Consider the following 14,651-nt stretch of genomic DNA (forward strand, 5'->3'; position numbering starts at 1 on the left):
ACTATTTTTTTATATTATCTACTCATTCCCATTGGAAACATATCTTTTTTAAGGTAAGTATTATAAATATTCATTATTTGCAATGTAAGTCCTATTGCCATGCAAGATTCATCTACATCAAATAAACTGCTATGAGCATTAGGCATTGTTGTTTTTTTAATGTTTTTAGCTCCAAGATTAAAAAATGCTCCCGGTTTATTTAATATAAAATAAGAAAAATCTTCAGCACCTAAAGATGGTTTTCTATTTAATACGTTTTTTTCGCCTAATAAATTTACAGCATTTTCTCTTATAATATCTGCTGCCTCTTTCCAATTAACTAAACTTGGAAAATAAGTTATTTCTATAAACTCAGCATCTGCTTCCATTGATATAGCTATGTTTTTTATTATCTTTTTTATTCTATTCATTATGTTATTAATAGTTGTATCTTTTAATGCTCTAATAGTACCATTCATTTCCACATAATCGCATACCACATTTGAAGCTTGTCCGCCATTAATAGTACCAATAGTTATAACGGCATTTTCTCCAACATATGTGTTTCTGCTTATTATAGTTTGTATTGCATTTATGATATTTGCAGATACTACTATAGCATCCACTCCGTCAGCAGGATTAGCAGCATGAGATTTTTTGCCGTATATTTTTATTTTAAAATCTAAGCAGCTAGCATTAAATACACTATCAGTTATTTCTATGTTTCCTACATCAGTGTTAACATTCACATGAAGCCCATAAGTAATGTTAACATTATGCAAAGCATTTTCTTTTATCATATTTAAAGCTCCACCTGTTGATTCTTCTGCAGGCTGAAATATTAATCTTATATTGCATGGCGGAGTAAAATTTTTATCTTTGTTTGAGAATATTCTTGCTATACCCATATTTATTGCAGTATGTACATCATGTCCGCAAGCATGACAAACTCCTTTATTTTTTGAAGCATAGCTGCAGCGTTTTAAATCTTCTATAGGTAAAGCATCTATATCTGCTCTAAATGCAATAGTAAAGCTTTTATCTTCTCCTTCTATATCTGCTACAATTCCAGTATTTGCTATTTTTGTTTTATGTTTTATTTCATGTAATGTTAAATAATTTGATATAAACTCCATTGTTTTATATTCTTCATTACCTAATTCAGGATATGAATGTATATGTCTTCTTATATCTATAATCTCTTTTTCTATTTCTTTTATTTTTTCTTTTAATTTATTATCTAAAATATCACATGATTCTTTTTTCATAAAACTAAAAAAACCTTTTAAAAATTTATTTTATTTCTATATTATAAACTATAATAGTTTTTTTGACAAACTATTTATTTTTTACTATACTTTAAAATACAAATTTATTTATTATACGGAGTGTTTTATGAAGCCTGTTATCGGTATAAGCGGAAGTATATTAGCTAATGAAAATGATGGTGTTTTTTCTGGTTATGAAAGGGCTTATGTAAATGATGATTATGTGCTCTCTGTTACGAAGGCGGGAGGTGTGCCTTTTATAGTGCCGATAATAGATAATGATGAAGATATAAAAACACAAATTTCTCATGTTGATGGAGTTGTTCTCTCTGGCGGATATGATGTTGATCCTATATATTGGAAAGAAGAGATTAGCTCAAAACTAGGAAGAATATTTCCAAGACGAGATAATCATGAATTAAAAATAGTAAAATATGCCTTAGAAATGAAAAAACCTATACTAGGTATATGTAGAGGCTGTCAAATTATCAATGTTGCTTTTGGTGGAAGTTTATATCAAGATTTGTCTTTCATAAAAGATTGTTATATAAAACATTCTCAATCTGCTAAACCTTATGAACCTACACATAATATCACAACTAAAGAGGGTAGTATTATCAGAGAAATAGTAGGGGAGAGTTTAAGGGTCAATTCTTTTCACCATTTAGCGATTAAAGATTTGGGTAAAGGGTTAATTGCTACAAGTTATTCTACAGATGGAGTGGTTGAAAGTGTAGAATATACAGAAAATGGCAATTTTGTACTTGGTGTGCAATTTCACCCAGAAATGATGCATTCTCATTATGATTTCGCTTTAAATATTTTCAAAAAATTGATATCTGTTTGTAAGAGATAATTTTTTTAATCTCTTATATTTTTTTAAAATATTTTTTAAGGAGTTTTTTATGTCGGGTAATAAGTTAGGGCTCTTTAGTATAATATTGCTTGGTATCAATGCTATTGTTGGAACAGGTATATTTTTGCTTCCAAATCAGGCTTATGCTGAAGTTGGGGTTATGAGTATAGGAGTAATCATATTTGATGCTTTTTTGGTTATTTCTATAGCATTATGTTTTGCCGAAATGGGCGGAATGTATAAAAACAATGGCGGACCTTATCTTTATGCAAAAGATGCTTTTGGGGAGTTTGTTGGTTTTGAAGTTGGTATAATGAAATGGGCTATAAGTATAATTGCTTGGGCTGCTATGGCTATGGGATTTCCTACAGCATTGGGAGCAGTTTGGGCACCAGCACAAAACCCTGTTGTACAAAAAGTTATTGCTATAAGTATACTCGTTTTGCTTGGTATAATGAACATTATGGGAGTTAAAATATCCAAAATAATGAACAATATAGTAACAACTGGTAAATTAATACCTTTAATATTATTTGTTACTGTTGGTATTTTCTTTATAAAGGGTGAAAACTTTGTAAATCCTGTAGCTGAAAATGGTGAGGTTGTATTAAAAGGTACATTTGGAAGTGCAGCTTTGCTTATATTTTATGCTTATACTGGTTTTGAATCTATAGGAGTTGCTGCAGGAGATATGGATAATGCCAAGAAAAATGTTCCTCTTGCTATATGTATAGTTTTGGTGTTGGTAGCTATAATATATATACTTATTCAGGTAAATAGTATAGGTATATTAGGAGCTTCTCTAGCAACAACAAGCACACCAGTTGCCACTGCAGCAGAAAAGTTCTTGGGTAAATGGGCAGGAGCTATGGTAACAGCTGGTACTTTGATATCTATAGGAGGTATTAACGTAGCTTCTTCATTCTTAACTCCTCGTGCAGGTGTTGCTATGTCTGATGAAAATCAGCTTCCAAGCTTTATTTCAAAAAGAAACTCTAAAGATGTTCCTTATGTAGCAGTAATAATATCAGTTATATTAACAGCTTTAGTAACATTAACAGGAAGTTTTACTACATTAGCAGCTATTAGTGTAGTATCACGTTTTGCTCAGTATATTCCTACTTGTTTGGCAGTTCCAGTAATGAGGAAAAAAGCTCCGGATATGGAGAGAGGTTTTGTACTTCCTCTTGGTCCTGTTATTCCTATAATTGCTATAGTTGTTAGCTTGTGGTTATTATCACAATCAGACTTAAAGAAGATCATATTTGGTTTGGGCGGTCTTGTAATTGGAGCGGTTGTTTATTTTATAATGAAGTTATCAAAAAAGAAATAATTATTTTATAAAATACTTCTTGTTTTGTAGTTTTATTTACTAGGGAGCAGGAAGTATTTTTAATATTGTTGTTCTTTATTTTCACAATAATAGCTTATTTAAATTTGAAAATAACTGCAAGATGTAATATTATAAATAGTAATAAAAAAAATTTTGTATTTTTTTATTTAAAAAATAGAATACTCTTGTAATAATATATTGACAAATAAATAAAAAAATATATATTATAAGAGTATGAATTGTGTTGTTATAACAAATAATCCGAAGATTTTTGAAGAAGTAAAGAGTAAAAATGCAGAAATAATTTATATGTCAAATTCGGATTTTATGGAAGTTCTTTGTAAAGTAAGAGACTATGTACATTTAGGTTACAAACTATTAACTCATCCTATAGTGAGCAGTATAAAACCTTATGAGACCCCATATAAAAGCGTTGCTTTGTCTAAAAGTCCAGAATTGGATTTATACTCATTAGAGTTAATAGAAAATTCCATAGAGCTTACAAAAAACTTTTTGGATAAACCTAGAAGGAAATTAACAAAAGAAATAGATGAGGATTTTAAATTAATAGATTATAAATTAGTTATTGGAGCAATAGAAAATATTTTGTAGTATTAAAATAACGGAGATTTTGTATGAGTAATTTGTATGATTGTATTATAATAGGTGGCGGACCATCTGGTTTGGCTGCTGGAGTTTATGCTGCTAGAGCTAGATTAAAGACAATTCTTTTTGAAAAGGCTAGTTTTGGCGGACAGATTAGTATTACTGATGAAATAGCTAATTATCCGGGTTTTTATGAACCAGATGAAGAAGCAAGACATCCTAAAAATCTAATTAATAAAATGATAGAACAGGCTAAGTCTTTTGGTGCTGAAATAGAGCATAAAGAAGTAGTTGATGTTAAATTAGACGGTAAAGTAAAAGAAGTTAAAACTGCTGATGGAGAAGTTTATACATCAAAAACAGTAATAATTGCTACAGGTGCTCAGCCTAGAAAATTAGGTTGTAAAGGTGAATTAGAATACACTGGTAAAGGTGTTTCTTATTGTGCTACTTGTGATGCTAACTTTTTTGAAGGTATGGAAGTTTTCTGCGTAGGTGGTGGAGATACTGCTGTAGAAGAGGCTATGTACTTATCTAAATTCGCTAGAAAAGTTACTTTGATAGTGAGAAAAGATTATGTACGCTGTGCTAACTCTATAGAAGAAAAAGCTAAAGCTAATCCTAAAATTGAGATAAAATTTAGAACAGAACTTTTAGAGCTTAAAGGTGAAGGAATTGTTGAATCTGCAATATTCTTAAACAATGAAACAGGTGAAACTTATGAATATAAAGCTGATGAAGAAGATGGTACATTTGGTGTATTTATATTTGTTGGTTATGTTCCTTTGACAAAATTATTTGAGGGTAAAGTGGATATGAAAGATGGTTTCATCATTACAGATGAAGAGATGAAAACAAATGTTGAGGGTGTATTTGCTTGCGGAGATTTAAGACCTAAGATGCTTAAACAAGTTATTACTGCTACAGCAGATGGTGCTATAGCTGGAATTTCTGCTAACAAATATATAGAAGAACATTATTCTTAATTATTTAATTAAAGGAAAAATATAGATGATGAAATTTAAAGGCTGAGTAAAAAATATCTCTTGCGTTGCAATGAATCAATATTCTATTTATAGCGGTATTATTGCATTGTTTATTTTGCTAGGGATAAATTTATCAGGGATTAAATTGCATTTATTGAAATTCAAGAGTGGTAGCATATTTTTTATATGCTCCTGCTCTTTTTTATTGCTTATAACTTATATTTATAAATAAAAATAAAAATATATAAAGGAGACTATATGAAGTTAGAGTTAGGCGAGATTTATATTAAAGATATAAAACTTGACAAAATTTCAAAAGTCGAGAATGGAGTACTCTATGTAAATGTTGATGAGATTACAAAGATGGTACTTGAAGACGACAAATTGAAAAGTGTAAAAATTGATGTAGCTCGTCCGGGAGAATCTGTTCGTATAACACCTGTAAAAGATGTTATAGAGCCTAGAGTAAAAGTTGAAGGCAAGGGCGGAATATTCCCAGGTATGATATCAAAAGTAGATACTGTAGGAGAAGGCAAAACTAATATACTAAAAGGTGCTGCTGTTATTACTTGCGGTAAGATAGTAGGTTTCCAAGAAGGTATAATAGACATGACTGGTCCTGGTGCAGATTATACACCATTCTCTAAACTTAACAATTTATGTTTAGTTATAGAGCCAGTAGAGCCTATAGAAAAACATGATTATGAAGCAGCTGTAAGAGGAGCAGGTTTAAAAGTTGCTACTTATTTAGGTCAATTAGCTAAAGATTTGAAAGCAGACAAAACTTTCACTTATGAAACTAAACCTATATTTGAACAAGCTGCAATGTATCCTAATTTACCAAAAGTAGGTTATGTATACATGCTTCAAACACAAGGCTTATTACATGATACTTATGTTTATGGTGTTGATGCTAAGAAAATAGTTCCAACATTCATATATCCAACAGAAGTAATGGATGGTGCTATAGTAAGCGGTAACTGTGTATCAGCTTGCGATAAAAACACTACTTATCACCATTTAAATAACCCTGTAATTAAAGCTTTATATGATAAACATGGTAAAGATATTAACTTTATGGGTGTTATAATAACAAATGAAAACGTATTCTTAGCAGATAAGATGCGTTCATCAGATTGGGCATCAAAATTAGCTAAATATTTCGGATTGGATGCAGTAATCATCTCTGAAGAAGGATTTGGTAACCCAGATGCTGACTTAATAATGAACTGCAGAAAAGCAGAAGCATTCGGAATTAAAACTTGTATCATTACAGATGAATATGCTGGTAGAGATGGTTCTTCACAATCTTTAGCAGATTCAGATGTATCAGCTAATGCTACAGTAACAGCTGGTAATGCTAATGTAGTTATTAACTTACCAAAAATGGATAAAGTAATAGGTATGTTAGATTATACAGATAAGATAGCAGGCGGATTTGATGGTTCATTAAAACCAGATGGTTCTATTGAAGCAGAGATACAGGTTATAACTGGTGCTACAAATGAATTAGGTTTTAATAAATTTAGTGCTACAGGACTATAATGTTTTTTAGTATTAAATTGTTAGAATATAAACAAAATTTTTAGGAGGAAAGCCATGAGTATTTTAAATGGTAAAAAAGTTGTTATCATTGGCGATAGAGACGGCATTCCTGGAGAAGCTATCAAAGCTTGCGTTGAAACAGTAAGCGACGCAGAAGTTTTGTTTGCTGCTACGGAGTGTTTTGTTTGAACAGCCGCAGGAGCGATGGATTTAGAGAATCAAAAGAGAATTAAAGAGTTTGCAGAAAAATTTGGTAAGGAGAATATAGTAGTATTATTTGGAGCTGCTGAAGCTGAAGCTACAGGTTTAGCTGCTGAAACAGTAATGTTAGGTGATCCTACATATGCTGGTGCTTTAGCAAACGTTGCTTTACATTTAGATGCTTATCATGCTGTAGAGCCAGAGTTCAAAGAAGCAGTAGATGCTGGCGTTTATGATGAACAAGTTGGTATGGCAGAGATGACATTAAATGTAGACGAAATAATCGCAGAAATGAAAAGAATGCGTGAAGAAAACAAATAATACAACTAACTTATAATTTTTATAAAAAACAAATTCTCTAAAAAATAAAAAAATCCATTGTAAATAAAAACCAGTTTGGTTTTAAAAAATACGGCAGCCATATATAATATATATGGTTGCCTTAAATTAAAAAAATTAGGAGGCTTAAATGCCACAATATAAAATTGTACATTACATTAATCAGTTCTTTGCTAACATTGGTGGTGAAGAAAAAGCTGATATAGCTCCAGAGAAAAGAGATGGAGTTGTTGGTCCTGGTGCAGGACTTCAAGGTGAGCTTAAAAAACTAGGTCTTGATGCTGAAGTAGTTGGTACTGTTATTTGCGGTGACTCTTACTTTAACGAAAACCTAGATAAAGCTAAAAAAGAAGTTTTAGATATGATTAAAAGCTTTAGCCCAGATTTAGTTATTGCTGGTCCTGCTTTTAATGCTGGTCGTTATGGTACTGCTTGCGGTACAGTTGCTAAAATGGTACAAGATGAATTAAAAGTACCTGCTGTTACTGGTATGTATGTTGAAAACCCTGGTGCAGATATGTTTAAGAAAGATGTTTATATCGTTTCTACTAAAGATTCTGCTGCTGGTATGAGAAATGCTTTACCTGTTATAGCTAAATTAGCTTCTAAACTTCTTAAGAAAGAAGAAATTGGAACTCCAGAAGCTGAAGGTTATATACCTAGAGGAATACGTGTTCCATTATTTAGAGAGAAAAATGGTGCTGAGAGAGCTGTTGATATGCTTATCAAAAAAATTAAAGGTGAAGCATTTACTACAGAATATCCTATGCCAGACTTCGACAGAGTAACTCCTGGTGAAGCTATTAAAGACATTACTAAAGCTAAAATAGCATTAGTTACAAGCGGCGGTATAGTACCATCTGGTAACCCAGACCATATAGAATCTTCTTCTGCTTCAAAATATGGCAGATATTCTATTGATGATATGGGCGAAACAGCACATGGCGGTTATGACCCTACTTATGCTAACCAAGACCCTAACAGAGTATTACCTGTTGACGTATTAAAAGATTTACAAAAAGAAGGAAAAATTGGAGAGCTTTATCCTTACTATTACACTACTACTGGTAATGGTACTTCAGTTAAAAACTCTAAAGCTTATGCTACAGAATTTGCTCAAACTTTAGTTAAAGATGGAGTTCAAGCTGTTATTTTAACATCAACCTGAGGAACTTGTACTCGTTGCGGTGCAACGATGGTTAAAGCAATAGAAGCTACTGGAATACCTGTAGTTCATATTTGTACTATTGTTCCTATATCTTTAACAGTTGGTGCTAACAGAATAGTTCCTGCTGTTGCTATACCTCACCCACTTGGTAATCCAAACTTATCTAAAGAGGATGAGAAAAAATTAAGACGTGCATTAGTTGAAAAAGCTTTAAAAGCTTTAACAACTCCTGTAGATTCTCAAACAGTTTTTGAAAATTAATTTGGTATTGAAAACTAAAATTATTTATATATACTATATATAAATAATAAAATAAAGGGGAGTACAAATATTTAAATGATAGTTGTATATCCCCTTATTTTATAAATGAAAAAATAAAATTATAGGAGATTAAAAAATGAGTTTTGCTGTATTAAAAGCCGCTGCTTATGCTATAGTACATGCTCCTGATATGGTTATCAATAACGGTACTACTCAAACAGTGGAAAGAGAAGTTAATCCTAATTCTGATTATCTTAAAAGCATAAAAAAGCATCTTAGACCTTTTGAAGATGTTATAAATTATGCTCCTAATCAAACTTATATTGGTAATATTCATCCTGAAGAATTAAAAAAACTTGCTTCTCAGGTTTCTGAAGAAGTAAAAAAAGCTGGCGGAAGCTGGATTGGAGTGCCTTGTAAGGGAGAGAGAACTGGTAAATTTGGTGAGATTTTCGCTGAAGATGAGTTTATCTTTATGATGAAAATAGCTGATACTTTTGAACTTGTATATTTAGAAGCTGAGTTTGAGAAAAAAATGAAAGATGCTTATGTGGCAGTAGAATCAAAATACAAAACAGAAGAAGAACTTAAAAAAGATTTAGCTCAAGTAAAATGTGAAACTAAAATTGATGAAATAGAAAGATTAATGAAAGAAGAACATGCTGAAGGTTTATATTTCAATGAGAAGTTAGTTGGTTGTGTAAAAAGAGCTCATGATGTAGATATTAACTTGAGTGCGCATGTTATTTTTGAAAACTTAGCAGTTAAAGCTTCTGGTATAATGGCTTTAAAAGAACTTATTAGAAAGAAAAATATTGATCCTAGCAGTATTGATTTAGTAATAGAATGTTCTGAAGAGGCTTGCGGTGATATGAACCAAAGAGGCGGTGGTAACTTTGCTAAGAGTGTTGCTGAAATTGCTGGTATACCTAATGCTACTGGTTTTGATATTAGAGGATTCTGTGCTGCTCCTTCACATGCTTTAGTAACAGCTGCTTCATTAGTAAAAGCTGGTTCTTATAAAAATGTTGTAATAGTTGCTGGTGGTGCTACTGCTAAATTGGGTATGAATGGTAAAAGCCATGTTACTAAAAATCTTCCTATTATTGAAGATATACTTGGTGCTTTTGCTGTATTAATTAGTGAAAACGATGGAGTACATCCTGTTATTAGAACTGATATACTTGGAAAACACACTGTTGCTACAGGTTCTGCTCCTCAGGCTGTTATGAACTCATTGATAGTTAATCCTTTAGAGAAAGCAAACTTAAAAGTTACTGATATAGATAAATATACTGTTGAGATGCAAAACCCTGATGTTACTAAACCTGCTGGTGCTGGCGATGTACCTGAGGCTAATTACAAAATGATAGCTGCTATTGGTGTTAAGAAGGGTGATATTGATAGAAGCCAATTAGCAGAGTTTGTTGAAAAGCATGGTATGTCTGGTTGGGCTCCTACTCAAGGACATATTCCATCTGGTGTTCCTTATTTAGGTTTTGCTATTGAAGATATTATGTCTGGTAAAATTAATCGTGTGATGTTAATAGGTAAAGGTTCATTATTCTTAGGAAGAATGACTAATCTATTTGACGGTATATCTGTTATTATAGAAAAAAATAATGGTGATAAAGGCACTGGCGAAGGTGTTTCTAAAGAAGAAGTTAATAAGCTTATTGCTAATGCTATGAGAGATTTTGCTAAGAGCATGTTAGGTGAGTAAGGAGGTATTATATTATGAGTGATGCTTCTAATTCAGCTATAAAATCTATGATAGGGGAGACTTTTCTCTCTCTTGCTAATGCTTTAGAAACTGGTCAATTTGGTAAAAAGGTACGCGTTGGTATAACAAACAGAGGTTCTGAGCATGGAGCTGAAGCTGTATCTCTTGGCGGTGTTATAGCTATGAGCAGAAACAAAAATGTTGAAGTTGTTTTGATTGGTGAAAAGAACTCTACTGGTTTACAAACAATAGAAACTGATTGCGATGAAAAAGCTCATAAGATAATGGAAGAGATGCTTGCTAAAGGGGAATTAGATGCTTGTGTTACTATGCATTATCCTTTCCCTATTGGTGTATCTACTGTTGGCAGAGTTATTTCTCAAGCTAATGGTAAAGAAACATATATTGCTACTACTACTGGTACTTCTGCTACTGTTAGAGATCAGGCTATGTTTAAAAATGCTATTTATGGTATTATAACAGCTAAGGCTTGCGGAATAAAAGAGCCTACTGTTGGTATATTAAATATAGATTCTGCTCGTACAGTTGAGAGGGCTTTAAAAGAGCTTGCTTCTAATGGTTATAACATTAAGTTTGGTGCTTCTAATCGTGCTGACGGCGGTGCGGTATTAAGAGGTAATGACCTTATTACTGGTGCTGTTGATGTTGTTGTTTGTGATTCTCTTACTGGAAACATTCTTATAAAGATGTTCTCTTCTTTCAACAGCGGCGGAAGTTATGAGGCTATTGGATATGGTTATGGTCCTGGTATAGGATTTGGATTTAAAACTCCGATATTTATTATATCTAGGGCTTCTGGTTCTAATGTTATTGCTGGTGCTATTGAGTATGCTTATCAGTGTGTTAGCGGTAATATAATAGATGTTATGAACAAAGAAGAAGAGGAAGTTAAGAAATATGGTTTTGATGCTATATTAGAAAGCTTAAAGCCTAAAGCTAATGCTTCTTCTGGCGGTGAGAAGGCTAAACCTGCTGTTGCTAAAGAGGTTGTAACTGCACAGATTCCGGGTGTAGAGGTTATGGACTTGGATGCGGCTGTAGAGTTAGTTATGGAAAATGGTATATATGCTGAGTCTGGTATGGGTTGTACTGGACCTATCATATTAGTTAGTGATAAAAATAAAGAGAATGCTGAAAATATTTTGAGAAAAGGCGGATTTATATCTTAGTTTAAGATTATCTGCTTCAAAGAACAATTATAGTAACTTTTTTACTAGTTAAAAATATGGAAACATTAGATATAATAATAATATCTAGTGTTTCCATTTTTTATTTTTATTAATATATTAAATCATAGGAGTTTATTATGGATATTGTTTCAAACATAGTAGCAAAGGTAAACAGTATTTTGTGGGATTATCTGTTGATAATCATGCTATGCGGAAGTGGAATTTATTTCACTTTTAGACTTAAATTTGTGCAGATAGTGAAGTTCAAAGATGGCTGGGACAGAACCTTTGGAAGTATTTCTTTAAAAGGTAAAGCTGCTGACAAAGATGGTATGAGTTCTTTCCAATCTTTAGCAACTGCAATTGCTGCTCAAGTTGGTACTGGTAATTTAGCTGGTGCTGCTACTGCTTTGATTGCTGGAGGACCAGGAGCAATATTTTGGATGTGGGTATCTGCTTTCTTTGGTATGGCTACTATATTTGTTGAGGCTTCTTTAGGCCAAAAATACAAAACTACTACTGAAGATGGTCATGTTATAGGTGGCCCTGCTTACTACATTACTGCTGCTTATAAAGGTGCTCTTGGTAAATTTTTAGCTGTTTTATTTGCTGTATTCATTATATTAGCTTTAGGTTTTATGGGTAATATGGTTCAGTCAAACTCTATATCTGGTGCTTTTGTTAATGCTTTCCCTTCTATTAAACCTATATATGTTGGTATAGTATGTGCTATAATAGCTGCTTTCATATTTATTGGCGGTTTAAGAAGAATAGCTTCATTTACTGAAAAAATTGTTCCTATTATGGCTTTATTTTATATAATAGGTTCTTTAATTATTATAATAATGAATATTAAAAACCTTCCTAGTTCTATTGCTTTAATATTTACTTCTGCTTTTAATCCTCAAGCTGTTATAGGCGGCGGATTAGGTATAGGTATACAACAAGCTATGCGTTTTGGTGTTGCTCGCGGTTTATTCTCTAACGAAGCTGGTATGGGTTCTACTCCGCATGCACACGCTTTAGCTAAAGTTAAACACCCTTGCGAACAAGGTGTTGTTGCTATGATAGGTGTATTCTTTGATACATTTATAGTTGTTACTTTAACTGCTTTAGTTATATTAACTTCTGATATATTACAAACTAGAATATATCCATTAGAATCAGCTGCTCTTATACCTGAAATATTAAAAGGTGTTGGTTTACCTCAAGAAGCATTTAGATTAGGATTTGGTTTCTTTGGTGTAGTATTTGTTGCTGTATGTTTGTTCTTCTTTGCTTTCACTACTATAGTAGGTTGGTATTTCTTTGGAGAGCAAAACATTAAATATTTATTTGGTGTAAAAGCTGCTAAAGTTTATGCTGTTTTAGTTGTTTGTTTCGTGCTTTTAGGTTCAGCTTTAAAAGTTGATTTAGTATGGTCTTTGGCTGATACTTTCAATGGTTTAATGGTTATACCAAACCTTTTGGGGCTTTTAGCATTAGGCGGAGTTGCTTCTGCTTTATTTAAAGAATATAATGATTTAAATAAAAAATAATAAACATAATTTTTGATTATTAATAAAAATGTCTGGTAAGTATTACTTCCAGACATTTTTCTTCTAAAGAATTCTTATTGTTTATAGTAATAAATAATAAAATTATTTTTTTATATATTTTTCTTAATTAATATTTATTTAAGAATATTTTTTTATTTTAATTTTATTTATAAATGTAATGATTTTTACATTTATTATTAGGAGATATAATGTATATTATTGAACAGTTGGTTTCAAAGATTAATTCATTTTTGTGGGATTATACATTACTTATATTTTTATGCGGTACAGGTCTTTATTTTACTATACGTTTAAGATTTATACAGATAAGAGAGTTTAAAGATAGTTTTAAGTCAACATTTGGTTCTGTATCTTTGAAAGGAAGTGCTGCTGATGAGCATGGTATGAGTTCATTTCAATCTCTTGCAACATCTATTGCTGCTCAAGTGGGTACTGGTAATTTAGCTGGGGCTGCTACTGCTTTAGTTGCTGGAGGTCCCGGTGCTATATTTTGGATGTGGGTATCTGCTTTTTTAGGTATGGCTACAATATTTGCTGAAGCTACATTAGCTCAGAAGTTTAAAACTTATAAAGATGGTCAAGTGATAGGTGGACCTGCTTATTATATACAGGCTGCTTATAAAGGCAGATTTGGTAAATTCTTAGCTGGGTTATTTGCTATTCTTATTATTTTGGCTTTGGGTATAATGGGAAACATGGTGCAGTCTAATTCTATATCATCTGCTTTTTCTAATTCTTTTCCTGTTAATACTAAAGTTGTGGGAGTGGTAGTAGCTATTATTTCTGGATTTATATTTTTAGGCGGTGTTAAGAGAATAGCATCATTTACAGAAAAAATTGTTCCTATAATGGCTATATCTTATCTTGTTGGGGCTATTGTATTAATACTTTTAAATATTACAAAAGTACCTCATGCTTTTTATATGATATTTGTATCAGCATTTAATCCTCAAGCTGTTATAGGCGGTTCTTTAGGAATAGGAATACAGCAGGCTATGCGTTTTGGTATAGCTAGAGGATTATTCTCTAATGAGGCTGGTATGGGTTCTACTCCGCATGCTCATGCTATTGCTAAAGTGGATCATCCTTGCGAGCAGGGGGTTGTTGCTATGATGGGAGTATTCTTTACTTTTATTGTACTTACATTAACTGCTTTAGTAATACTTACTTCTGGAATATTAGAAAATCATGTTTATAATTTAGAATCGCATAGTTTAATAGCTGAATCTTTAAAAGGTATTGGTTTAGCTCAAACTGCTTTTCAGATGAAATTTGGTCATGCTGGTGTGATATTCATTGCTTTATGTTTGCTTTTCTTTGCTTTCTCTACAATTATTGCTTGGTATTTCTTTGGAGAACAAAATATTAAATTTTTATTTGGTCAAAAGGCTACAAAAGTATATGCTTTAGTTGTGGTTGTATTTATATTTATAGGCTCTACTCTTAAAGTTGATTTAGTATGGTCTTTGGCTGACTGTTTTAATGGTCTTATGGTAATACCTAACCTTCTTGGTATATTGGCATTAAGTCCGCTTGTATCTTCACTTGTAAAAGATTATAAGAGATTCAAAAAAGAGAAAAAGAATAAATCTAATTAATATGATTCTATAATATATATTAAAAGACTTGTTAGGTTT

Annotated in this window: 12 protein-coding genes; 11 read left to right on the forward strand and 1 reads right to left on the reverse strand. The window is 31.9% G+C overall.

Features of this window, described 5'->3' with window-relative positions; translation table 11 throughout:
- Positions 1–14: 14 nt before the first annotated feature.
- A complete protein-coding gene (locus GQX97_RS00250) occupies positions 15–1,247 on the reverse strand; it encodes a M20 family metallopeptidase (RefSeq protein WP_157149966.1) in 1,233 nt (410 codons plus the stop codon).
- A gap of 127 nt (positions 1,248–1,374) precedes the next feature.
- Here GQX97_RS00250 and GQX97_RS00255 point away from each other — a divergent pair, with 127 nt between their 5' ends.
- From GQX97_RS00255 to GQX97_RS00305, 11 genes are all read left to right on the forward strand, one after another.
- Positions 1,375–2,103: a gamma-glutamyl-gamma-aminobutyrate hydrolase family protein gene (locus GQX97_RS00255; protein WP_157149967.1), complete on the forward strand. Its 729-nt coding sequence runs from the start codon at positions 1,375–1,377 to the stop codon at positions 2,101–2,103.
- Between the two features lie 49 nt (positions 2,104–2,152).
- Entirely contained in the window at positions 2,153–3,436 is a 1,284-nt protein-coding gene (locus tag GQX97_RS00260) for an APC family permease (protein WP_157149968.1), read from the forward strand.
- Positions 3,437–3,670: 234 nt separating this feature from the next.
- Entirely contained in the window at positions 3,671–4,048 is a 378-nt protein-coding gene (locus GQX97_RS00265) for a GrdX family protein (RefSeq protein WP_157149969.1), read from the forward strand.
- A gap of 23 nt (positions 4,049–4,071) precedes the next feature.
- Positions 4,072–5,028 (forward strand): NAD(P)/FAD-dependent oxidoreductase, encoded by a 957-nt coding sequence (locus GQX97_RS00270; protein WP_157149970.1) that lies wholly within the window; start codon positions 4,072–4,074, stop codon positions 5,026–5,028.
- Positions 5,029–5,286: 258 nt separating this feature from the next.
- Positions 5,287–6,573, forward strand: a complete 1,287-nt coding sequence (locus GQX97_RS00275; protein ID WP_157149971.1) for a glycine/sarcosine/betaine reductase component B subunit — start codon at positions 5,287–5,289, stop codon at positions 6,571–6,573.
- 54 nt (positions 6,574–6,627) lie between these two features.
- Positions 6,628–7,095 (forward strand): glycine/sarcosine/betaine reductase complex selenoprotein A, encoded by a 468-nt coding sequence (grdA, locus tag GQX97_RS00280; protein WP_157149972.1) that lies wholly within the window; start codon positions 6,628–6,630, stop codon positions 7,093–7,095.
- A gap of 148 nt (positions 7,096–7,243) precedes the next feature.
- On the forward strand, positions 7,244–8,542 hold the full coding sequence (grdB, locus tag GQX97_RS00285; RefSeq protein ID WP_157149973.1) for a glycine reductase complex selenoprotein B: 1,299 nt from the start codon (positions 7,244–7,246) through the stop codon (positions 8,540–8,542).
- A 136-nt stretch (positions 8,543–8,678) separates the two neighbouring features.
- Positions 8,679–10,265 (forward strand): glycine/sarcosine/betaine reductase complex component C subunit beta, encoded by a 1,587-nt coding sequence (gene grdC / locus GQX97_RS00290; RefSeq protein ID WP_157149974.1) that lies wholly within the window; start codon positions 8,679–8,681, stop codon positions 10,263–10,265.
- A gap of 14 nt (positions 10,266–10,279) precedes the next feature.
- Positions 10,280–11,455, forward strand: a complete 1,176-nt coding sequence (gene grdD / locus GQX97_RS00295; protein ID WP_157149975.1) for a glycine/sarcosine/betaine reductase complex component C subunit alpha — start codon at positions 10,280–10,282, stop codon at positions 11,453–11,455.
- A gap of 137 nt (positions 11,456–11,592) precedes the next feature.
- Positions 11,593–12,993, forward strand: a complete 1,401-nt coding sequence (locus tag GQX97_RS00300) for a sodium:alanine symporter family protein (RefSeq protein WP_157149976.1) — start codon at positions 11,593–11,595, stop codon at positions 12,991–12,993.
- Positions 12,994–13,202: 209 nt separating this feature from the next.
- Positions 13,203–14,612 carry a sodium:alanine symporter family protein gene (locus tag GQX97_RS00305; RefSeq protein WP_157149977.1) on the forward strand — a complete coding sequence of 470 codons (1,410 nt, stop codon included), beginning with the start codon at positions 13,203–13,205 and terminating at the stop codon, positions 14,610–14,612.
- The last annotated feature ends 39 nt before the right edge of the window (positions 14,613–14,651 follow it).

Origin of the sequence: Brachyspira sp. SAP_772, from assembly GCF_009755885.1 — a bacterium.
In the GTDB taxonomy this organism is placed as follows: domain Bacteria; phylum Spirochaetota; class Brachyspiria; order Brachyspirales; family Brachyspiraceae; genus Brachyspira.